Origin of the sequence: Exiguobacterium sp. s191 (assembly GCF_018618955.1) — a bacterium.
Lineage (GTDB): Bacteria > Bacillota > Bacilli > Exiguobacteriales > Exiguobacteriaceae > Exiguobacterium_A > Exiguobacterium_A abrahamii.
This window is the reverse complement of sequence record NZ_JACSNC010000001.1, coordinates 1,530,398-1,554,181: the sequence shown is the minus strand read 5'-3', so window position 1 is coordinate 1,554,181 and position 23,784 is coordinate 1,530,398. Positions and strand designations below refer to the sequence as shown.

General features: G+C 44.6%; 20 protein-coding genes and 1 pseudogene. 18 read left to right on the top strand and 3 right to left on the bottom strand.

The genetic code is table 11. The features are described 5' to 3' along the window. The first annotated feature begins 5 nt into the window (after positions 1-5). The 3 genes from KNQ09_RS08340 (at position 6) to KNQ09_RS08330 (ending at position 5,625) form a co-directional block, all read left to right on the top strand. Positions 6-1,238 carry a bifunctional folylpolyglutamate synthase/dihydrofolate synthase gene (locus KNQ09_RS08340; RefSeq protein WP_214858119.1) on the top strand — a complete coding sequence of 411 codons (1,233 nt, stop codon included), beginning with the start codon at positions 6-8 and terminating at the stop codon, positions 1,236-1,238. Between the two features lie 82 nt (positions 1,239-1,320). Further along, positions 1,321-4,920, top strand: coding sequence for a GEVED domain-containing protein (locus tag KNQ09_RS08335; RefSeq protein ID WP_214858117.1), 3,600 nt, complete (start codon positions 1,321-1,323; stop codon positions 4,918-4,920). An 18-nt stretch (positions 4,921-4,938) separates the two neighbouring features. After that, positions 4,939-5,625 (top strand): ankyrin repeat domain-containing protein, encoded by a 687-nt coding sequence (locus KNQ09_RS08330; RefSeq protein WP_214858115.1) that lies wholly within the window; start codon positions 4,939-4,941, stop codon positions 5,623-5,625. Between the two features lie 46 nt (positions 5,626-5,671). Here KNQ09_RS08330 and KNQ09_RS08325 read toward each other — a convergent pair whose 3' ends face one another. Genes KNQ09_RS08325 through KNQ09_RS08315 form a run of 3 tightly spaced genes read right to left on the bottom strand, consistent with a single transcriptional unit; the run spans position 5,672 to position 8,372 of the window. Further along, on the bottom strand, positions 5,672-7,243 hold the full coding sequence (locus KNQ09_RS08325) for a type IV pilus modification PilV family protein (protein WP_214807567.1): 1,572 nt from the start codon (positions 7,241-7,243) through the stop codon (positions 5,672-5,674). A gap of 18 nt (positions 7,244-7,261) precedes the next feature. Continuing rightward, positions 7,262-7,882, bottom strand: a complete 621-nt coding sequence (locus tag KNQ09_RS08320) for a prepilin-type N-terminal cleavage/methylation domain-containing protein (protein ID WP_029342271.1) — start codon at positions 7,880-7,882, stop codon at positions 7,262-7,264. Beyond that, on the bottom strand, positions 7,845-8,372 hold the full coding sequence (locus KNQ09_RS08315; RefSeq protein ID WP_214727454.1) for a prepilin-type N-terminal cleavage/methylation domain-containing protein: 528 nt from the start codon (positions 8,370-8,372) through the stop codon (positions 7,845-7,847). Before KNQ09_RS08315 ends, KNQ09_RS08320 begins: the two co-directional genes overlap by 38 nt. A 354-nt stretch (positions 8,373-8,726) precedes the next feature. On the opposite strand from KNQ09_RS08315, the gene KNQ09_RS08310 reads away from it, so the two are divergent. The 15 genes and pseudogenes from KNQ09_RS08310 (at position 8,727) to KNQ09_RS08240 (ending at position 23,781) form a co-directional block, all read left to right on the top strand. Next, positions 8,727-9,923, top strand: a complete 1,197-nt coding sequence (locus KNQ09_RS08310) for a G5 domain-containing protein (protein ID WP_251138115.1) — start codon at positions 8,727-8,729, stop codon at positions 9,921-9,923. Positions 9,924-9,938: 15 nt separating this feature from the next. Beyond that, positions 9,939-10,253, top strand: coding sequence for a hypothetical protein (locus tag KNQ09_RS08305; RefSeq protein WP_029342268.1), 315 nt, complete (start codon positions 9,939-9,941; stop codon positions 10,251-10,253). Between the two features lie 8 nt (positions 10,254-10,261). Then, positions 10,262-11,926 (top strand): GspE/PulE family protein, encoded by a 1,665-nt coding sequence (locus KNQ09_RS08300; RefSeq protein ID WP_214858111.1) that lies wholly within the window; start codon positions 10,262-10,264, stop codon positions 11,924-11,926. Beyond that, positions 11,923-12,969, top strand: a complete 1,047-nt coding sequence (locus KNQ09_RS08295) for a type IV pilus twitching motility protein PilT (protein ID WP_214858109.1) — start codon at positions 11,923-11,925, stop codon at positions 12,967-12,969. The genes KNQ09_RS08300 and KNQ09_RS08295 overlap by 4 nt, the downstream gene beginning before the upstream one ends. Positions 12,970-12,973: 4 nt before the next feature. Next, positions 12,974-14,191, top strand: a complete 1,218-nt coding sequence (locus KNQ09_RS08290) for a type II secretion system F family protein (RefSeq protein WP_214858106.1) — start codon at positions 12,974-12,976, stop codon at positions 14,189-14,191. Between the two features lie 137 nt (positions 14,192-14,328). Then, positions 14,329-14,853, top strand: a complete 525-nt coding sequence (locus KNQ09_RS08285; protein ID WP_029342264.1) for a type II secretion system protein — start codon at positions 14,329-14,331, stop codon at positions 14,851-14,853. A 60-nt stretch (positions 14,854-14,913) separates the two neighbouring features. After that, positions 14,914-15,669, top strand: a complete 756-nt coding sequence (locus KNQ09_RS08280; RefSeq protein ID WP_029342263.1) for a prepilin peptidase — start codon at positions 14,914-14,916, stop codon at positions 15,667-15,669. 18 nt (positions 15,670-15,687) lie between these two features. Further along, complete coding sequence (locus tag KNQ09_RS08275; RefSeq protein WP_214858104.1) at positions 15,688-17,424, top strand: type IV pilus biogenesis protein PilM; 1,737 nt, start codon at positions 15,688-15,690, stop codon at positions 17,422-17,424. After that, positions 17,421-18,152, top strand: coding sequence for a YfgM family protein (locus KNQ09_RS08270; protein WP_214858103.1), 732 nt, complete (start codon positions 17,421-17,423; stop codon positions 18,150-18,152). The genes KNQ09_RS08275 and KNQ09_RS08270 overlap by 4 nt, the downstream gene beginning before the upstream one ends. Before the next feature lie 107 nt (positions 18,153-18,259). Then, entirely contained in the window at positions 18,260-18,835 is a 576-nt protein-coding gene (locus KNQ09_RS08265) for a Maf family protein (RefSeq protein WP_214858101.1), read from the top strand. A gap of 46 nt (positions 18,836-18,881) precedes the next feature. After that, on the top strand, positions 18,882-19,514 hold the full coding sequence (gene radC / locus KNQ09_RS08260) for a RadC family protein (RefSeq protein ID WP_050677672.1): 633 nt from the start codon (positions 18,882-18,884) through the stop codon (positions 19,512-19,514). Between the two features lie 1,472 nt (positions 19,515-20,986). Next, entirely contained in the window at positions 20,987-21,523 is a 537-nt protein-coding gene (locus KNQ09_RS08255) for a hypothetical protein (protein WP_214858099.1), read from the top strand. Further along, positions 21,524-22,138, top strand: a complete 615-nt coding sequence (locus KNQ09_RS08250; RefSeq protein WP_214858097.1) for a hypothetical protein — start codon at positions 21,524-21,526, stop codon at positions 22,136-22,138. Between the two features lie 161 nt (positions 22,139-22,299). Then, positions 22,300-22,584 (top strand): annotated as a pseudogene (locus KNQ09_RS08245) (JAB domain-containing protein); the annotation flags it as partial. A 162-nt stretch (positions 22,585-22,746) separates the two neighbouring features. Further along, complete coding sequence (locus tag KNQ09_RS08240; protein WP_029342258.1) at positions 22,747-23,781, top strand: rod shape-determining protein; 1,035 nt, start codon at positions 22,747-22,749, stop codon at positions 23,779-23,781. Positions 23,782-23,784 lie beyond the last annotated feature (3 nt).

Sequence of the window (23,784 nt, the reverse complement as noted above, 5' to 3'; positions counted from 1 at the left end):
ACAGCATGAGGACGCGAGAAGATGTATTGGAATGGTTATCGAGCTTACTAGCATTCGGCGTCAAACCGGGTCTTGAACGGATGCAGGCGATGTTACTGGAATTACAGATTGACCCAGACGCGATTCCGACGATTCATGTCGCTGGCACGAACGGAAAAGGATCGACGGTTGCGTTCTTACGTGAGATGGGAATTGCGGAAGGATTACGAATCGGGACGTTTACGTCGCCGTATATCATTCAGTTCGAGGAACGGATCATGTTGAATGGGATACCGATTGCAGAAGACGATCTCGTCGCATCTGCGATCGCTGTTCAAGCGGCCATCGGGCGCATCGATCCGGCACTCGGTACGGTCACTGAGTTCGAGGCATTAACAGGACTTGCCTTCTATTATTTTGATCAGATTCGTCCCGATTTCGTCATCTATGAAGTCGGTCTCGGTGGACTGTATGATTCGACGAACGTCTTCAAGAAGCCGGTCGCCGCGATCATCACGTCAATCGGGCACGATCACCAAGCGATTCTCGGAGATACGCTCCAAGAGATTGCTTTACAAAAGTTCGGCATCATCAAACAAGGAACACCGGTCATCGCCGGAAAACTGCAGGAAGAGCTGACCGTGCCGTTAATGGCGTATTGCGGGGACCGGAATGCGACGTTGAAATGGAGTCAGGAAGCCATCATTCGTTACCGCTTAAAAGAGACGGGGACCTGGGCGACGTATGATGGAATACCAGAGACACGCTTAGGGCTCGAAGGTCATCATCAAGTCCATAATGCGGCGAATGCCGTCATTTGTGCGCGGCGACTTGGGTGGTCGAAAGCGGCAATCCGAAAAGGATTACGGGAGGCAAAACATCCGGGACGGTTTGAGATCATCTCGCGCAAACCACGGATCATTCTCGATGGTGCACATAATCCGGAAGGCATCACGGCACTTGTTGAACGCTTAAAGGAAGAATCAAAACCCGTGACGTTACTCTGTTCGATTTTGCGTGACAAAGACCGGACGGCGATGCTAATACAGTTACGTAGCATTACTCCAGATATTTATGAGACGACGTTTGATTTTCCACGAGCGCGGACGATAGAGGAGTTGCAGCAAGAAGGCGCCAATGTGACGACGGTCGAAGCGTTCTTCGATCAATTAGAGATGGACCGGACATACGTCGTGACGGGATCACTCTATTTCATTAGTGAAGTGCGGCATTATCACGCTTCCATTTTTACAAAATAGGGAAAATCCGCATTCTCTCGTTATAATGAAATGGGGGAGTATAGTCCCATATCTCAATGACACGATGAGGAGACGATAAGTGATGAAACAGTGGGTCCGTCTAGCCTTAGCCATCTTACTGATTTTTTCAAGTTTTACGTATATACATGAGCCACATTCCAAAGCGGCAACGGGTGAAAAGTTTAAGATTTTAGAGATTCGAGATGACTGGTCGACGACGAACCGGATTGACCCGGGAACGACCATTACATCGTTGTCACTGTTAAAAGACTTGAATACTAGTCAATACGAAATCAAGATGATGACGGTCAAAGAGTTGAATGCGTCTCGTTTTCCACTTGATGGCGCATTTGATGCGATCGTTTTTGATCCATCTATTTTTACTGGAACAGACCGTTATTCGATTACAGTATCTGATACATCCAAAAAACATAATACGAGTAAAATTGAGAATGATATTACGAAGTTAAAAGCGAATGAGATTTTGACGAACTATATTCAAAAAGGATTACCCGTCTTTTTACACGCTGATGTGTTAACACATGCAACGAGTAATTTCACTTCGATTTTTAAGCCAAGCATGACGTCTGGTGCTGCGATTGCCTATACGGATTCAAAACAGGTCGTCTCCCGATTACAATCCGAAAAAATTGAACGACCTCGTTTAAGCAAGGTAGCGGTTTCGCAGGCTGGTCAATCGTTAACATCGGTGGATAAAGCAGCACCGGCTTCACCAGATAAACCAATTGATTTTAATTTTACGCTTGATCAAACTACGGCTAATACACGTGTCCAGTTGTATATTGACTTTAATAGTAACGACCAATTCGATGAGTCGGAGAAAGTCGATGAGAAAGTAGCTACGGTTTCTGGTTCAGTATCGTATCGCTTTGATGCACCAAGCTATACGGGACCACGCAATTGGATGATTCGACTCGTAAGTGAAGATGGACTGACGGATTATAAAATGGGAAGCTTTTTAATGCAGGACCAAGAAGCTAAAGCAAAAATTTTACAAGTCACGCGTTCCGGAACGACCGGTTCAATCAACGGTTTTATGAACTCAGGAACTTTACTAAAACAAGATGGGTTATATGACTTTAATGTAGAAGTCATTTCTGCGGACACGTTTAACAAAACGTATGCCAGTAAAAATATAAATACATCCTATGATATGCTAATCTTCGGTTTTCAAGATTCGTATGGTGCAGCTTCACTCAGTGACCCTGCATCAGATGCTATTCTTAACTTCACGAATACGGGGCAAGGATTGATGTTGACACATGATACGATCTTTAGACCGGCACAATCCAGCAAACCAGAGCTATTCTGGGAAACAAAGTTTGCGGATCTCGCAGGTCAAAAGAACTTTACGAACATGGGGTACGCGGCACCTCGAACATCGGGTCAAGCAGTCAAACAAAATGCGGGCGTCATGACTTCTTATCCATTTGCCTTAGCTGATACGGTTGCTATCGCAACGACACACAATCAATACTTTGGTCTGGATCTTGAACAACCGGACTTGATTCCATGGTATAACATCCGTGAAAACAACCTCAGTAGTTCGAATCAGGCTGCCGGAAGAACAATTGGTGATGCACGCAACCACTATTATATGTATACCAAAGGAAACGTTACGTATTCAGGAGCAGGGCATACTTCGAGCTTCAATCAACAACAAGAAAAAGAACTATTCTCAAACACGATGTACCGAGCGTTCATTGGTGCGAACCATAAGCCGCTCATCAAGAACATCTTACCAACGGATAAATCAAGTTACCTCGAGAACGAACCGTTGACTATCTCGTATCAAGTCAACGACTACGACCTACAAGATCGTGAGTTAAAGACGCGCATCTACATTGATGATGAGAAAGTTTTTGAAAACAATAAATTGAAAAATAACTCGTTCGTCAGTCAATCGTTCGATTCAAAGCTCAAAGGAAAAACGAGCGTGACGATCCGTATTGAAGCAGAGGATCAACGAGGTGCCAAAACAATTGAGACACGAACGGTTCAAGTCGTTCGTCCGGCTGCATCTATGCCTTTCGTCCTGTCACGCTCGATTGATCCAGCTACGATTCCAAAAGGGGAAACAGCGGATATCACCTACATCGTCAAAACGTCTCCAATGATGCAAAAGGATGCCATTGGTAACAACGGATACATCATGGGACAATTCTCGGTGACGATGGAAAATATCCTGTTCAACGAACAATTTCCAAGTAATCTTGAAATCTTATCAACGACTGGTCTGACTGGAGCGAATATTACAGGACAGACGATTAAAGGGAGACTCCCGGATATCGAATACGATGAGGCGATTTCAGGTGTTCATAAGGGTGAATGGATCGCAGATCAATCAGAAGTAACATTCACTGTCAAAGTACGTGCCAAAGATAATGCAGGAGTTCATGTACTTGATAAAAAAGATAATACGCTGACATCAACGAAAAACGTCTACCGAGATAAAAAGAACGGAAAAGATAAATCAACAACTGTCACCAATGATCCACAAGCTTTTCCGACGATTGGTTATGCACTGACACCATCCTATGCGACAAGTGCGAAAATTCCGTCCGTCAAGATGGATATCACGACACCATCATATAAAGTTTTACCAGAAATCAGTCCTATAGGTAGTCAGTACGGCACGTTAAAATGGTCAATCGTAGATTCAGAAATCGCATCCATCGATGAAGCTGGTGTCATTAAACCGAAAAAAGTCGGGACGACACAGATTAAACTTGTCGTACCAGTCGGAAACGGTAAGGAGTTGACGGCGACTTCTGAACTCGTCATCAATGATGTGTTCGGAGGACTCATCGTCCGAAACGTGCCAGATACGTTATATGTCGGCGAAACAAAATCAATGACAGGAATCGCTTCGATGGTATCGGGAAGCAACACGCCGATTCAATGGATCATAACGAACGATTCGCGTGTTACGACAAGTGGCTTAACTAAGAATACGTTGGAGTTGACAGGAAAGACACCAGGCATAGTCACGGTCAAAGCGGTCGTACCTGCGACAGCTGGAAGCTCGACTTATCTTGCCCAATCAACGACGTATACGATTCAAGTCAAGTTGCCGGAATTATCCGTTTCCCCAAGTAATCTGGAACTGTGGGTTGGATCGAATCAAGATGTAACGGCGACATTCAATCCGAACTATCCATTACCATTTACGACTTCAACTGTTAGTAATGCAATTGAATTGAAACAGACGGCATCGGGTTATACGATCACGGGTAAAACTGGCACACCAAACGGTCCGGTCGAAGCGTTACTCACATTGACGGATTTCCCAGATACAGTCGCGAAGACGCTCGTACGGGTACGCGAGAACCCACTTAATCTGACAGCCGATGATATCGCGATGACGATGAAGGATGATAAGAAATCACCGATTCTGCGCTGGTTCCCAGTGACGACGACGGAACGCTTCTATCGGTTGGAAGTGCTTCAGGGTAAGGAATACGTCAAAATTGATCCAACAGGACAAGCGCTACAACCACTTCGTCCAGGTGTAGCACGTATCAAGGTAACAGCATTAAAAGAAAATAAAGATGTGTTCGAAGTCATGAAAGACAATCAAAAAACACCACTAACGACGACATTCAAGGTGACGATCGGTTCTGAGTCAGGAACATCAGACTTGGATGGAGATGTTTATTAAGAAGTGGGGACGCTATATATGAAACGCAGACGAATAATTGTCGTCCTCTTGATTTTAATCATCATTGGAATCGGGGGAGCGATATATGTTACGAAATCAAATCAACAAGCAGCACTGGAACAAGGACTGCGTTCAGAAAAACCAGAACGACTTGCGAACGCATTAAAAGATACTTCTTTATCAACAAAGGAGAAAAATCGTTACATCCGTCGCTTCCAGGAAACACTCGCTTTTGACAAAGCAAACCTCCTTCTTGATGAGCAGACCGTAAAAAATAAAGCGAACTGGTTTTATACGGCGCAGTTCGCGCCACGTAGCACGGTCGCTGAATGGTTGGCAGAAGGTGCAAAAATCAGCCAATTGAATGCACAAGGTCAGTCGGTTCTTCATGTTGCAACGAGTGTGAATCGATCGATTGATGCGTATGCTCTTTTGATAAAAAAAGCGTCGAAAAAAGAGCTCAATCGGATCGATGACTTTGGTCATACACCACTCTTTTATGCGACACTAGATCAAAATGAGGCAGCGATTGAACTGTTGTTAGAAGCAGGAGCTGATTCGAATCGTGGGAAAGAGAAACCGGTCTATGAAACGGTCAAACAAAATCGAAAAGATTTGTACGCCATGTTAGAACAGAACGGAGCAACGGTAGAAAGCAAAAAGGTGAAAAAGCTCGCTAAGGAATATCGAGCAACAAAATTCTAGAAAAAAGAGTCATTCGCCTGAGACGAATGACTCTTTTTTATGTGTGTTACGGTTGAACGCGCTTTGGTGTTTCGACATACAATTGAACTGCTCGATTGAGTGGAAGTAATGCGGTTGGATTTTTTAATACCGTCGCATCATACGCCATGCGTAGACGGGATGCTTCAAAGTCAGATGATTTGTTAGCGACCATCAGTTTTTCGAGTTCTCTTACGTTTGCAGGAAACGCATTTTCTGGTAAATCCAATTTTCCACGATAGGCGTTGACTTCTAGATTACCCTTCGTAAAAATGCCACCGCGTACATTCATCGTCGAACCTACAGAGTAAATCGTATTTTTTTGATTGTCATCACTATATAGAAAGGCATTTAAATCAGGTGTAGTCGTTTGAGGCGTCGAAAATTTATTGACGCGGTTAATAACGAGATTTCCTTTACTGAGTAAAATCAATGTATTTTGTTTAGCTGTTGAAGTCAGCCCTTGAATGTTTGCGTCATCCAGGCGACTCGTCCCGGTCGCATAAATCGTCGTTGCAAACCCAACATTTCCTCGAATCAGTAAGTTGCCAAGAACGACGAGAGGACGCTTGATTTCAAGCGGTTGGGTCAAAGGGTTCAAAGAAGAAATTGTTAAATTCCCGTTAATGATTAAAGGTTCGAGTGTTTCCTGAACAAGATCATCTGTCAACGTCACGGTATTACCTGTGTTTAATGCTGGACTAATCATTTGTCGCTTCGTATCAAGTTCTGTTAAAAAAGGTCCTGTTAGTATAGACTGCGGAATCGAGGAATTTTTTAATGTAGACGCGACTTGTGTAAGAGGCGTATTCACCGGTAGTTTCAGAAAATCGTTCAACGCATAATCGAAATCGAACGGAACGAGTGTTTCTTTCGTTGATACTAATTCTGTCTCACCTTTAGGATCAAAAATCGTTTTATCACACACAAGGTAATCTCCGCACTTCAGTAATGGCTGATTCTTCTCTTGAAAAACGCGTACCTGACCTGCGATATAAGGAAGTGCTTTTGTATTAGTGAAGATTCCATCCTCGTCGTTGTATTTAAATATCGGGGTCGCAGTTGCTTGCAGAGCGTTGCGGGAAAAAATATTACCTTCGATCAAGGGAGCGCCATTTAAGATGACTTGATCATCTGAACCTAACGTATAGTACAAAAAACTAGGAATCGCAGACAAATAAACACGTTGTCGATACGTTTTTTTGATTGCCGGCTGATCGCCTTTTTGTTTTGAAACTGTCGCTGTTAAATCAAGCGCTTTGACACGAACGTTCGATGCGGCTTCATTTAGCTTGACGGTCACGTTCGGAACGATTGTTTTTAAAGGTAAGACGATAGAACTGTCGAGATTCTCAAACAATGCTTGAGAAGAAGTCGTTGGTGAAGTCCCGGTCGTCTTTGAAACAATGTTTTGGAGGGAGGCGACTGCTAAATCAAGATCATTTTGTGTCGTCGTCTCGACATCGATATCCGTCTCGCGGATTTCGGTTAGGCGAGTTGACTGTAAACTGATGCCAATCGTCGCAACAGCGAGAACGGACAGGACGGTTAAAGTCACAAGAACGAAAAGTAATGTATAGCCTTGTTCGGATTTACGCATACCGTGTTCCTTTCTGAGTTAAAATCCAATCGTACTCGTGAAGGTCTGGACTTCTTCTTGATCTGTCGATTGAATCGTAGTTGTAATCGTTAAAATCCCGTGAATGACATAGCGCCCCGGATATGTTCCTGATGTAATGGTTTGATACTCGGGACTCGATAACTTAAAAGTTTGAAGTAATTCCGTTTGGTCGTCGATCGACTGTGGTGTCGATTCGTACGTTAGTTCGGTGCTGTCTAAAGTTTGTTCTGCGAACGTATAACGAACTGGTGTCACTTCCTTCTCTGAAGAAGATGCTTCTTCTGTTGCGTTAAAAGGTTCAAATCCACTGGCGCGTTCAAGTAGACCGGTGTCGGCGTTTAAGACAGGAAGTGTTCTTTTATAAAACGATAGCTGTTTTGCTTCATCGATTCGGATTGCATCAAATCCACCGATTTCATTTAATATGATACCGACGCGGCTATCAGCTTCACTACGCAGTTCACTGATGATTCCTGTTGCCCGAAAGCTTTTCGTACCAGAGATGAATACCGTCAGGATGACAGCACTGAAAATCGAGGCGATGACGATGGCGACGAGTAGTTCGACGAGCGAGAAGCCGTCATTTTGTTGTCGGAAAACTTTGATTGAGCGTCGCATTCGTAATCGATCCTTTCAATGATGTAATCGGTTCAGTTGTTCCTTCTATGTAAACGAATACATGGAGGTCCAGAAGATTCGGATTAACGACTCCTTCGAGTTTCCGAGGAGTCACGCTGTATTTGACTTCAAAGGCAATATTATTGATTTCAGGATTAGTAAAGATTGATGAGCAAATAGCCGATAGTTCACAAGAAGGAGACGTAGGCTCTGGAATGACATAATTTCCATTCAGATAAGTAGCTTTGTCTGCCTGTGTAGATAGAGAACTGAAGGCGAAGGGTTCATCACTTGTCGCTTCTAAAGCTTCTCGCTTGATATAAGAGGTTGCGTTTTTTGCCAAATAATTCGCAAACGTCAACTCTGTACTGTCGCGTGAGGCAGCTAGTGACTGAGAAAAAATGCTGATCAGAGAGACCGATATGATAGATAAGATCGTAATACTGACTAATACTTCGATTAGCGAAAAACCGCCTTGCTCGCGTTGCATGGATTCACCTCTACTTCATGATAGATGAGGATGAAAGATCCTAAATGATTTTCTAGAAAATCAAAAACAGCACCTATTCACAGATCATGAAAGGATTTGTCAGGATAGGACTTATGTTTCATCATAATATTCATTATAATGGAAATACTAGGCACCTGAAATGATTAAATTCATACAGAAAGGAAACAGATGATGATTAATCCGAAGCGTTTTGTTATACATACACTTTTACTCCTTGTACTAATAGCTCTGATTTACGTACCATCGTTTGCCTTGATTTCCTTTACCGGTAAAGCAACGGCACCTACGACGTTTTCTGAGACGGCACGGATTGGATCGGTTCCAGTCAGTGGCATGGATCGAAAGGAAGCACAATCGAAAGTTGAGAAAGCGATTACGGAGTGGACGAAGAAAACGCCGCTGACGACTGGAACGGGAGAAGAGACGACACCGATTCCAACAGAAGTCGTGACGATCAACGCCGCTGATTCTGTCAAAAAAGCTTCTTTGAAAAAAGGCGGAGACTTGATGGTGACGGTAGATGAAGCGTCGCTTGAGAATTTTCTAGCGACGCAGCCAATCAGTTACTCGGATGAGCAACTCGTTACCTTTAAGACATGGTTAATCGATACGAGCAAAACGTTACAGGAAGGAAACTTTGATCCTGCTCAATCGGATGCTGCAGTCGATCCAACAGGTGAGGTCGTTTCAACGGTTTCGTTCTCGACGCGTTCTGCTGCTGAAGAACAGATGATCACAGCAATGATGAATGTGGAAATCAAGCCGGGACAATTGATGAATGTCAAGACGTACGGTATGGATGCAGTCGCGGGATCGTATGTCGGTAGCAAGTTATACGAATTGTTTGCAAAAACGCCATTTGAAATCGTCGAACGGATGCCGCATGCGGCATTACCAGACGGCGTCACACTGGGATACGATGTCAAAATTGACGAAAAAACAGATTTTGCCGTTCGTAATACACAAGCATCCATCTATCGTGTCATTGCGACCCAAAACGGAAGCGATGTCACGCTTGAATTGCGAGGCACACCGTTCAAAGAAACGGTCACGACCGTCCTTGAAGGCGAAAAAACGATTCCATTCCGGACGATCACACGTTATTCTGCAACGCTCACCGCAGGAACGACGAGTGATACACAAGCGGGAGAAGAAGGGAAATCGATTGAAGTCTATCGCGTGACGAAGACGGCTCAAGGGGAGAAGAAGCAGTTATTGTCTCTTGATTTCTACAGCGCCATCCCGGCAATCGTCACAAAGAGTAGTCAAGAAGAACAAGCACCTGTCGTCGTACCTGAACCGGAAGACGACACGAACTCCGATGATTCGACAGATACGAATGATTCCAATGATTCAACGGATACAAATAATGACCAAACAACGGATGAGCCGCAGACAGATGGCGTCGAGACGCCAGATACACCAACGTCTCCGACAAGTCCGACGTCACCCGATACACCTGATAGTAATGAAACGGGTGATCCTGCTTCACCAGTAGAAGGTGAAACAACAGGGGAACCTGTCGGATAAGAAGGAGGAAACAAGATGAACTGGACGACGATAGCAATTGAACTCGGTATCATCATCGGTCTAGCGACAATCATCTGTGGTCTGATGTTTGCGGTGACGATCCCTTACGTGACGACTGTGACGACAAAGGCGATTTTATCCGTTGCGGCGATCTTGATCGTGACGTTGATCTACTTCAGCATCCAGCTCGACTGGATTACGAACCCACTCGTTTTAGTCGGAATTGTCGTCTTATGTCTGTTGACGGCAGCAGTGACGAGTGTAATGGATGAAAAACATCAAAAACCGGATGTGTTAGAGGAAGAAGAAACATGGCACGCGGAAGGATGACACGTTAAATGGCAATGAAACGAAAACGTTTAGGGGAAATGTTGATCGAAGAAAGCCTCGTGACGGAGCAACAAGTCGAAGAGGCGTTGACGGTCAAACGGTCGACCGAAAAACTCGGGGATGCACTCCTTCGACTTGGTCACTTGACGGAACAACAATTACTAGAGGCGCTACATCACCAATTGAAGATTCCGATCATCCAGCTGTACAACTATCCAGTTGACGTCGCCGTCACGAAACTGATCTCAAAAGACCTCGCACAGCGACATACACTCGTCCCGGTCTACCGGGAAGGAAATCGTTTGTTCATCGCTATGGCGGATCCGATGGATTTGATCGCGATCGATGATTTGCGGATGCAGACCGGTCTATCAATCGATGTCGGAATCGCGACGCGTGACGAAATCAGACGAACGATCCTGAAATACTACGACATTGATTCGTCGTTACGGGAGCTACTCGAATCCGATGACATGATGGAGTCGGATCAATCCCGTGATGTCGTGACACGCGAAGATGCACCCATCATCCGGCTCGTCAATCAAATTTTAGAGAACGCGATTGCCCAGCGTGCATCAGATATTCATATGGATCCACAGGAAACGTCGATGACGATCCGAATCCGGATTGATGGAGAATTACGAACGGAGAACAACTATCCGAAACAGATCCAAAGCATTCTGACGACCCGGATCAAGGTCATGAGTGAACTAGATATCACCGAGTCACGCTTGCCACAGGATGGACGGATTAAATATGTCTTTAACGGATTACCATATGATTTCCGTGTCTCGACCTTGCCGACCGTTTACGGTGAAAAGGTCGTTATCCGGATTCTTGACAGCTCGAACTCGAACATCTCGATTTCAAAAATCGGTTTTAGTTCGCGGAATGAAGCACAGTTCCGGGAGATGTTGAAGCGTCCGAACGGGATTATCTTGATTACTGGTCCGACCGGTTCCGGGAAATCGTCGACGTTGTATGCCGCCTTAAATGAGTTGAATGACGAGTCGCGCAACATCATCACTGTCGAAGATCCGGTCGAGTACCAGGTCGATGGGATCAACCAGGTTCAAGTCAATGCGAAGATTGGTTTGACGTTTGCGAGTGGTCTTCGCTCGATCCTTCGTCAGGATCCGAACGTCGTCATGGTCGGGGAGATTCGAGATATTGAGACGGCTGAGATTTCGATTCGTGCCTCGCTGACAGGACACTTAGTTCTTTCGACTTTGCACACGAACTCTGCCGTTAGTTCGATTACGCGATTGATCGACATGGGAGTGGAACCGTTCCTCGTAGCTGCTTCTGTCAGTGGATTGATTGCACAACGACTCGTTCGCCGTGTTTGTCGTGATTGTGGCGAAGTCCATCCGATTTCAAAACGAGAGCAAGAATTATTTAATCAAGAAGGAATTGAAGCAACGACGGTCATGCGTGGACGTGGGTGCTCGTCTTGTAATATGACGGGGTATCGCGGACGGGTTGCGATTCAAGAGGTTATCATGGTCGACGAGGTATTACGCCGGATGATCATGAATCAATCGACGGAAAGTGATGTTACAGCGTACGTCAAGGAACAAGGTCAACGGTTCCTGCTTGCAGATGGTCTATCAAAGGTCGCGGACGGAATCACGACGACAGAAGAGATTTTACGGACGGTGATTTCAGAATGAACAGTACGATCGAACGGGCACAAATCGAAGACATTTTACGTTCGTCAAAAGAACGAGGAGCGTCCGATGTTCACTTAACGGCAGGATCACCACCCGTCTTTCGGATCAACGGAACGTTGACACCGTTTGGAACAGAGAAGATGAAACCGATCATCATTGATGGATTTGTCCAATCGTTGATTACGGAAGAGATGTATCAACAGTTGAAACAGGACCGGGACATCGACTTTTCGTTCGGTGTGACCGGTGTCGCGCGGTACCGGGTCAACTGTTTTTACCAACGAGGCGCTTTGTCAATGGCGTTTCGAACGATTCCGACCGAGGTGCCAACGCTTGAGCAGTTAGCGTTGCCGCCTGTCTTAAAACGATTCTTAACGAAACCACACGGCTTGATTCTCGTGACAGGTCCGACGGGTTCCGGGAAATCGACGACGCTTGCAGCGATGATTAATGAAATCAATCAGACGATGTATAAACGGATCATTACGCTGGAGGATCCGATTGAGTATTTACATAGTCATCATAAAAGTCTAATCGATCAGCGAGAAATCGGAATTGACGCACCGCGCTTCGCAACCGGGTTACGGTCAGCGCTCCGTCAAGATCCGGATGTCATTTTGCTCGGAGAGATGCGAGACCTTGAAACGATCGCGACCGCCGTAACGGCAGCAGAGACGGGTCACCTCGTCTTTGCAACGGTCCATACGTCAACGGCTGCCTCGACGGTCAGCCGGATCATCGATGTCTTCCCGTCAGAGCAACAAGACCAAATTCGGGCTCAGCTCGCGAATGTCCTCGCGGGCGTCGTCTCGCAACGCTTAATGCCACGTTCGGACGGTTCAGGACGCGTCGCAGCACTCGAGATCATGGTCGATACACCAGCTGTCTCGAACTTGATTCGGACCGGTAAGGAATATCAGATTCAATCCGTCCTGCAGACGGGTAAACAATACGGCATGCAGACGATGCAGATGGCATTGCAGGATCTCGTCAGTCGGGGCTTGATTCCGGCTTCTGCTGCATCACCGTACATATCGGGGTGAACACATGGCAGTATTCATTTATGAAGGTCGGACGATTGCCGGCAAACGAAAGAAAGGCAAGATTACAGCACTGACGAAACGAGAAGCTGCAGAACGGTTGCGGACGGATCAGATTGCTGTCACTTCGCTTGAAAAACAAGAATCAAAAGGGTTGAACACCGAGATTACATTCCTCAGTGCCAAACCGAAAATCGAACATCTCGTCATGTATGCGCGTCAGTTCGCGACCCTCGTGCGGTCCGGTGTTTCGATCGTCAAAGCGACGGAAATTCTCCGAAAGCAGACGGAGTCGAAACCACTCGAACGCGCACTCGTTGAGGTCGAAGATGACTTGCGGAGTGGGATCCAGTTTTCACAAGCAATCGAAAAACACCCACGTGTCTTTGATACATTCTTCGTCAGTATGGCGATGGCGGGAGAGGCGAGTGGTAATCTTGAGGAAGCACTCGATAACATCGTCACTCAACTTGAGAAACAATATGAAATCAAACGGAAGGTCATCTCGGCATTGATCTACCCAGCGGTCGTTTCACTCGTTGCCGTTGGCGTCGTCGTCTTCTTGATGATGAATGTCGTGCCGACGTTTGCGTCAATTTTCGATCAGCTCGGTAGTGAACTACCGTTGATCACGAAGCTCGTCGTCGCCGTATCCGACTTCTTCGTCGCTTATTGGTGGGTGATGCTGTTGATTGCATTCGGATTGATTGGATTACTGTATTTCAATTTAAAAAACGAACGTCAACGCTTATTCTTTGATCGCTTCTTGTTGATGATTCCAGTCTTTGGTCCATTGATTCAAAAATCACAAATCGCCTTGATGACACGTGGACTATCGGTATTGTTGAACGCTTCGGTCCCGATCCTGGCATCGCTCGACATTACGGAACGCATCGTCACGAATCGGATCATCCGAAAGGGGATCGCCGGCGCCAATGAAGCGATGTCACGCGGAATTCCGATGCATGAGCCGCTTGAGAAAAACAAATATTTTCCACCGCTCGTCACACAGATGATTGCGATTGGAGAAGAATCTGGGCGTCTTGATACTATGTTGACAGAAGTCGCGAACTTCTATGAGACGGAAGTCGAGACGACGACAGACCGATTAAAGTCGATTATTGAACCACTCTTGATTGTTGTCTTAGCAGCAATCGTTGGTGTCATCGTCATTGCTGTCGTCGTACCAATGTTTAAAATTTACTCAGATATCCAAGCAAGTTGACAATTGTAAAAACATTTACCTGTTGTGAAAAAAAGGCATAATCTACAAAAAATATGGTGCTACTATAATAGTATTCGTCTGGATAGTATTACCTACTAGCCAAGAACAGTCAAAAAGTACTAGGGAGGCATAATGAAATGGTAGAACGGTTAAAAGAAATATGGTTAGATGCAAAACAAATGCGCGATGAGCGCGGACTGACATTGATCGAGTTACTTGTCGTCGTCGTTATCTTAGGAATCATTGCAGCAATCGCTGTCGTCGCAATCGGTGGATTGATCGAGAACTCACGTAAGGATGCAGTTGTTTCGGATGCGAAGCAATTAGTAGCTGCAGCAAAACTTTATACATCTTCGAATCCTGTTCAGCCTGGTGAAACAGTAAAAGTTGGGGTTAATGACAATAACGACGCTATCGTGGCTAACGATGTTACTAAAGGTACTGCAGCAGCACCACGCACAGACTCTTTGAAAAAGTATATTGATGATATGAAGGATGCATTGAACTCTGATGCAGACTATAAAGATTCATATGTAGTTGTCACTGAGAAAAATGGTTCATACACATATGCAGTCACGTTAACTAGTAAATCAACAGATTATACTTATTTTAGTGCTTCAGCTCCTTCAGCATTAAAGCGCAGTGGAGTAAAAGAAAAGTAATAATTACCACCCCCTCCTCGGGGGTTTTTTTCTGAACTTTTTTGAAAGGGAGGTCGTGTCATGACGATCGTCTTCACGGTTTATTTTTTCTTATTAGGCTTACTCATCACGTCGTTTACGAACGTCGTCGGTCTGCGCGTTCCGGTCGGGGAGTCGATCGTTCATCCGCGCTCTCATTGTCCGACGTGTGGACATGTCTTAGGACCGCTCGAACTGACGCCAGTACTCGGCTATGCACTGCTTGGCGGCAAATGCCGCTCTTGCGGACAACCGATCTCAATCAAGTATCCAGCGCTTGAATTACTCGGAGGAATCCTCTATGCCTATGCCTTCTGGCAGTTCGGCTGGTCGATGGAACTCGCATTGACGCTCGTCCTGACAAGCCTACTGTTCATCCTGACGATGTCGGACTTAGCCTACATGCTGATCCCGAATAAAATTTTGCTGATCTTTTTACCGATTGCCTTGATTGTGCGCTACCTTTCTCCACTCGAAAACTGGTATAATCCAATTATTGGTGGAATCGTCGGGTTCGTTCTATTGTTTGTCATCTTTCTTGCTTCCCGGCGTGGTATGGGAGCAGGGGATGTCAAGCTGTTCGGACTGCTCGGAATCTTCCTTGGACCGCTTCACGTCGTCATTGCCTTGTTCGTCTCGGCATTCGTCGGTTCCGTTCTTGGTTTAACGTTACTTGGACTCGGACGCGTGAAACGGAAACAACCAATTCCCTTCGTCCCGTCGATTGCCGTCGGGACCTTACTGACATATTATTTTGCGGATGATTGGGTATCGTGGTACCTCGATTTACTGCTTTAAGAAAGGAAGAACGTACATATGGCGCAACGGCGTAAAGGTACATATATCTACTTTAATTTCACCGATGTCGCAATTTTCGGTGCAGTCGTCAAAAAAGGCGTCATCAAGCGCCAGGCAGTCGTCGCGCTGCCGCCGGGAACACTGCAAGGAGGCTGGTTGCAACCCGAAGCCTCGCTTGATTTCATCTTTGACGGGTTACTGACGAAGCTGAAAGTACCACGTGGCTCGCAAGCGGTGCTGGCACTCGATGGTTCACTCGTTCTCGCTCGGAAACTTGATATCCCGGAGACGATCGAGACGAATCAAATCCGCGGTTACTTATTCATGGAAATTGGACATAGTATCGTCTTGCCGTTTGAAGAACCGTATTTTGATTACACGGTTCTGGAAGAAGACGGCAAGCGAGAAATCATGCTCTATGCCGCGCCAAACGAGGCGCTGAAGCAATATACGCAACTGTTCAAACAAAAGCATTTACGACTGGTCGCAGCTGAACCTCAACCACTCGCGACCTATTTCGGGATCGAAGCCCATCATCCGGTCACGACAGAAGCCGATACATTATTGATCTGGAATGCGAATGCAACGAACCACCAGTTGATCATCATCGAAGATCACGTGCCGCGTCTGATTCGCTCCGTTGATACGTTTGCGGCTGACGCGTGGGATGTTGATGTCATCGATGATCAATTGCATTATCGTTACCGTTCGGATGATCCGACGGTTGAACTCGTCTTAGACGAGATGTTGCTCGAGTTCTCACGAGTGCTCGATTTCTATCGCTTTTCGCTCGCGCGCGAAGGACGGGAAATCACGAACGTCGTCCTTGCCGGCGACTTCCCGTTCCGAGATGAACTGGCGACGCGTTTCCGGTCGAACTTCGATTTAAACCTTGATGAGATTCCTGACATGATGACGATCGACGGACAGTCGATTCCACGAGCCTACTTACCGCTTGCTGGTCTTGCTTCACCGCGAAAAGACCGCATCAACTTGTTACCCGAAAACGATGAAGCACCGAAGTACCCACTCGTCGCTTCATTGATCCTCTTATTGTTCGGGGGACTCGCCGGTGGCTATCTCTACTGGCAAACCGATCAATTCGCGGATCGCGTCGAATCGACGAATGATCAAATCCAGATCGTTCGTCAGCTGCAGTCGGAATCGGATCAATCGGCGAAACAAGAAGTTGCACAACTTAAACAGACGGTCGAAGGACTTGAGACGACGCCTCGTCCTGCTGTACCAACACTTGAGCGGATTACCCGTTATCTCCCGGAACGCGGTTACATTCTTCAATTTGCGTACGGTGCAGATCATGCCGTGACGATGACGACCCAGTTCGAGACACTTGATGAACTGAACGATTTTTATCGCGAGTTACTGACGGATAAAGTCTTCTCAGGAACGAATCTTACGAGTGTGACGACACGAACGATGAACGAAAAGGCCGACGTCGTCACGACAACGACGGTTGATCCGACGACCGGACAAGAAGTCCCGACGACGGAAATTACACCGTCTGACGATGCCAAATCAGAAGAACCCCGTTATATCGGACAATTCTCGTTAAACGTCAACCCGACGGAAGTCGTCAAAGGTGAGACGAACGAGGCTGATCTGGAAGTACCAAAAGAAGATCAGCCGTCTGAATCGGAAACGGATGGCTCGACGGAAGCGACTCCTGAGACCGATACGACGGAGACGACTGATCCGAATGTAACGACTGAAATCGAGGAGGTGACGGACAATTGAAACGTTATAGTAGCTTCATCCTCCTCGGTCTAACGATCTTGATCGTCCTCGGTGCGGTTGGTTACTTCGGTTATACGACCTATACGACACACCAAATGTTGCAAGAAAAAGAAGCGACGCTGAAGCGGGAACAGATGGTACTCGAACAAGCGAAAGCGAACGAGCAGAAAGTCGACGTCGCTGAGTCGAGTTTTCTCCAACAAAAAGTCCCGGTGACGGCATCGAACGATGATGTCATCGATGCGATCAACGCATCGAGTCAGATTGCTGGTGTCAAAGTCCAGTCGATCACGTTTGGTCAGGCGACAGAGACAGCACCACAGTCACCGGTGACCTCAACACCTGCTGTTGACGGAGCGATGGCGACGGAGTCTGATCAGGCAGTTGCAGCTTCATCTGCAACGACGGGAACGACCACAGCGAATGCAACACCGCTTCCGGCATCACTAACAGTCGAAGCCCCGTCGTATGTTGAATTAATGGCATTCCTGAAGCAAATCGAGCGGACGGATCGAATCACGGTCTTACGCCAAATCCAGTTGTCGGGACCGGAAGAGCCGGGTCCAGGCAGTGGAACAGTCTTACTTGAGGATGAGATGCTCTCATTCACAGTCGAGATCGAGTCGTATTATCGTCCGGATTTGACGAAGTTGACGCCGGATAAACAAACGCCACTCGAGGAGAAGACACCGAAGTCGGATCCATTTGTCGATGTGACAGGAAATTAAGGTTCATTTGGCGGTTCCTACTCTGTTAGGGACCGCTTGTTTTTTGTTAGACTAAACGATGACTCGAATTATCCGATTCGAAATTAACGGGAAAGAACGTGATACTGATGATAACGCAACCACACTTGATTCTCGCGTCGGCTTCACCACGGCGGACGGAGCTCCTACAACAAATCGGCATTCCTCATGAAGTCGTACCAGCGAATGTCGTCGAAGAAGCGCCGTACCCGATGACACCACACGAGTACGTCCGTCATCTATCTCAAAAGAAAGCGCGAGCGATTACAGCAGATGGTGTCATTCTGGCTGCTGATACGGTCGTCGCGATCGATGACATGATTCTTGAGAAGCCGGCGGATATTTCTGAAGCGCGGGCGATGCTTGCTCGTCTGTCAGGACGCGCTCATGAAGTCGTGACAGGGGTGACGATTCGCTTCGGGGAGAAGGAAGAGACGTTCGACGTGACGACGCACGTCCGTTTTGGTTCATTGCCAACCGATTGGGTCGAAGGCTATATTTCTACGAACGAGCCCTATGATAAAGCGGGTGGTTATGGCATCCAAGCGATGGGTGGTCTGTTCGTCGAGGCGATCGAGGGCGATTACTATAATGTCGTCGGACTGCCGATCCACGAGATCACAAAACGTCTCGCGTCCTTTGCGATCAAGCCGATGTTTGCGTAATTCTGAAACAGAGAGGTCGGATGCTGTGATTGAATGGCCGAAGGATATGGTTCAGTTGAAAGGCTTGGCACAAGCGACGACAGTCGAGTTGCTGGCGTGTCTCGTCCGAAGTGGGACGCGCGACCGGACACCACTTGAAATCGCGGAAGAATTACTGCACATCTATCCTTCGTTGATTGAACTCGAGGCGGCCGGAGTTGGTGGACTCGAAAAAGCACCGGGTGTCGGGAAGGCGAAGGCACTACAAATCATGGCTGGACTAGAACTCGGTCGGCGGCTCGTCACGGAACCGAAATGGGTGCGGCCGACGATCCGCTCACCGGAAGACGCAGCCGAACTGTTGTTAGAAGAGATGCGCCTCTATCAGCAGGAACATTTCATCTGCCTGTATTTGAATACGAAAAATGAGGTCGTCTCGAAAAAGACGTTATTCATCGGAGGATTGAACACGTCGATCGTCCACCCGCGAGACGTCTTCCGGGAAGCGATTCGCTGCTCGGCTGCGAACTTCATTGCCGTCCACAATCATCCGTCCGGTGACCCGACGCCAAGTCGGGAAGATATCGAGGTATCAGAGCGACTTGTTGAGGCGGGACGACTCATTGGAATCAGTTGTCTTGACCACATCATCATCGGGCATGGACAATTTATTAGTATGAAACAGCGCGGATTTATGTAAGAATAACGTTTGAAGGGAAAGATTCGATTCTTTCCGTCAGACGTTTTTTTTGTGTGTTTTCTAAGGCGAACTGTAAACAAGCATTTTGTGTAAAAAGATTTGTGTAAAAAGAAAAGAAGTTCCTCCAAAAGAGTAAATGCTGCTGAATATTGTTCTGTTGGTAAATATATTGTTACCATCACACCTTCATATTGAATCGAATTCAGAAGTTCGTTTTAAAGCTCATTCACTGACACTATTAAAATCCTCGACCATTTGGAAAGGGAACATAGATACTACGATAAATCCTATGGACATCTAAAGATGAATATTATAGGAGATTGGGAATTTCATTAATTCCTTTCGTATGGACAATCTTCAAGTGATTGATTGGAAATAATGATAAAACTAAGCTTAATAATGGGATATGTATTATCAATTCGAAAGAAATTTAATCAAAAGTCACTCTAGATAGATATTTTTTTATCAAAAGATTTATTTACTGTTACAGTGTTAGAACCTGTAAAAGTTAAATATATTCCAGTTGTTGCAACGATGGTCGGTATATTTTTGGGCATTATCTTATTTCCGTCAACAGATTTAAGCTTATATGTTATGGGATGATCTGGACTGATTACAAGATTGTTATCGACTGGACTATATAGATTTATTAAGGAAATATAAAAATGAAAAAGACAAGCAATAGTCTTTTTTGCTATTTTATTCAACAAAGATGTATAAAAATAGATGGAATGTTTGTTAATAAGGGATTATTATGAAATTACTGAATTGAAAGGGATAAGTATGATGAATGAACAAAAAAATCTTGAGTTTTAAATAATGATATATAAAGAAGGTGCTTGATAACTGATTTATTTTCATTTATTCACAAAACATGTATATATTATTAGTTTAATTATATGGAGAAAAGGAAAATAAGCTTGAATATCCACTAATTAAATTTAAATGTTCGATGAAAACCAAATAACTTCGATAACCTTGAAGTTTCTGCAAACTCAAATGGATTCACACAATATTACATGAAAACATCGGAATCAAATACATTGATATTTTAAGGATAGTCCCCAAAAAATTATAAATGTTTAAGAGTAGTGATTCTTGTAGTAATCCTTAAAGAAATTTGAAAATAAAAACAATATATCAAAAAGAAGAAATACAATCTTCACTTAGTAAAAAGCAATTATGAGAATCTCAAAAAAATATTGTTTTATAATGAAAAGAAATCGACAAAAAAGAGATCGTTCTTTTTATTAAGAGAAGTTATTATAACAATCATAAAACTCGAATCCTTAGAGTTTGTTTATATGAGAAAATAAAGCTTGGTTCGTCACTAAATTTGTCATTAAGCTTTTGTTGTTTAGAAGGTGCAAATAAAGAAAAAATGGTTAAGGAATTATTAATAATTGAAGTAAGCTAAATAGTTTAAAGTAAATTTTCTTTAAATCATTGAATTTTAATGGAGGTTATTGAAAATGAATAGATCACAGATTATTAAAGAAATGTTGGAAAAAAAGTACGGATATTCTACTGTCCAAATTATGCATGGAATGCTTTCTACGCTCCCGATTTTAAAGGTTCACAATGGCGACAAAGAAATTCCTTATGTAGTACCACAAATACAATCTACTCAGCGAGGTAAAAAAGATTTTAATATTACTTTTTCATTTGGTGTGAGAGGTAATATTTTAAAATCAGCAGATGATATTAGATTTAGCCTTTTTACTTCTACGGAGGATGATAATAGTTTGAAACGTATTTTCTCTACTTCGATTCCAGAAGCCGTTGAATCTAAGACTGTGAGAGGTTTTGAATTGACGGCAGAAATAGCTGATCTCAATTTTGAAAAAAATACTAATCTTGTACTGCGGTTTGAAGCTGTATTTAAAGATCGAGAATTAATTGACTCAATTAATAAAGAACTAATGAAAATAGATGAAAAACTTATAGAGAGTAACGTGATTCTCAGCTCGGTTGCAGCTAGATTGTCAATTAAGCTGGAGGATGAATAAATGATTCCTAATAAAAATGGTAACGTGTATTACATAGATAAAGAGTATGAACCAGATAAATCTATTGATCAAGAGATTGAATCGGAAGAAAATGTAGAACTTTTTACAGGTGAACTAGATGTTGAACATAAATCTGCAGAGAGTGCTATAATGTATTTACAAGAACTATTATTGAACCCTCAAAGGTACGACTCATTAAATAAAAACCCAAGTGAAGCCTATCAACCTTTAAAAGAAGGAAGTGATTCAATTATGGTAGATAAGCGAATCGATAAATTAGAACACGAAATCGAAAAGCATAAAGAGATTACAGAATTAAAATTACAAGGCATTGAAGAGAGACTCGAATCTAAAATTGACTCTTCTATGAATCAGATGTTAGGTGCTATTAAAGATATGGAATCACGATTGAACGTAAAATTAACTGAATCTCAAACTTCTACTATGAATAGATTAAATGAAATCAAAGACAATTCTCTTTCCGAAAATGATGTTAAAGTTGTTATCGCAAGTGAATTACGAAATGCTTCAGGCTTAAAGCATACACAGTGGGGAGTATATATTGCCATTGTTGTTCCTATTCTAATTCTTATTGCAGAGTTATTAATTAAATAATATTTTATTATTAAAAAAATTTTGAAATTACGAACTTCCTTTGAGGAGGTTCTTTTTTTAATTATAGATGCGCTTTAATATTAAGATGATTTACATGTTAAAAAGTTTACTTTTTTTGCAAATTTACTATATTTATTTGAATCTTAAAAAACAAAATCGTCTCAAAAAAAGACGTTATTCATCGGAAAAAGACGTTATTCATTGGAGGATTGAACACGTCAATCGTCTACCCGCGAGACGTCTTCCGGGAAGCGATTCGCTGCTCGGCTGCGAACTTCATTGCCGTCCACAATCATCCGTCCGGTGACTCGACGCCAAGTCGCGAAGATATCGAGGTATCCGAGCGACTTGTTGAGGTGGGACGACTCATTGGAATCAGTTGTCTTGACCACATCATCATCGGGCATGGGCAATTTATTAGTATGAAACAGCGCGGATTTATGTAAGAATAACGTCTGAAGGGAAAGCTTTGATTCTTTCCGTCAGACGTTTTTTTGTGTGTTTTCTAAGGCGAACTGTAAACAAGCTGTAACGTTTTAACGCTTTCCAATGAAGGCTTTTCCGTTATAATTAGTGAAGTGTATTCTCAGAGAGGGGTTTTTTGAATAATGTTTGGATCATTCAGCCGTGAAATCGGCATTGACTTAGGTACGGCTAACACGCTTGTGTATGTAAAGGGGCAAGGAATCGTCGTCCGCGAACCGTCCGTCGTCGCCTTCCGTACGGATACAGGGAAAATCGAAGCTGTCGGTAACGCGGCAAAAAACATGATCGGTCGTACGCCGGGTAACGTGACTGCACGACGCCCGATGAAAGACGGGGTTATCGCGGATTATGAAACAACCGCTACGATGATCAAATATTTCATGGATCAAGCTTCGAAGAAAAAAGGCTTGTTCTCTTCTAAGACGAACGTCATGATCTGTGTACCAAGTGGTATCACATCGGTCGAAAAACGTGCGGTCGAAGATGCAGCGAAACTTGCAGGTGCGCGTGAAGCGTACACGATCGAAGAACCATTCGCAGCAGCAATCGGAGCTGGTCTTCCGGTTTCAGAACCAACAGGCTCGATGGTCGTCGATATCGGTGGTGGTACGACAGAAGTTGCTGTCATCTCACTCGGTGGTATCGTCACGAGCCAATCGATCCGTGTCGGTGGTGATGAGATGGATGAGTCGATCATTCGTTACATCAAATCGAAGTACAACTTGATGATCGGGGAGCGGACAGCTGAGACGTTGAAAATGACGATCGGTTACGCTCGCATCGATGAAGAATCAGAAAATGAAACGATGGAAATCCGTGGACGTGACCTTGTCACAGGTCTTCCGAAACAGATCGAAGTCACAAGTGCGGAAATTTGTGACGCACTCTCGGATACAGTTGAAGCGATTCTTGCAGGTGTCAAGCACACGCTTGAGCAGACGCCTCCTGAATTATCAGCAGACGTCATGGACCGCGGAATCGTCTTGACAGGCGGTGGGGCACTCTTGAAGAACCTCGACGCTGTCATCGAAGACGAAACACGTATTTTGACACTCGTTGCAGAAAATGCACTCGATTGCGTCGCAATTGGTACAGGAAAATCACTCGAGATGATGAATGTTCTTCGTTCGAAATCAGGCATCTCGCAAAAAAGATAAGGA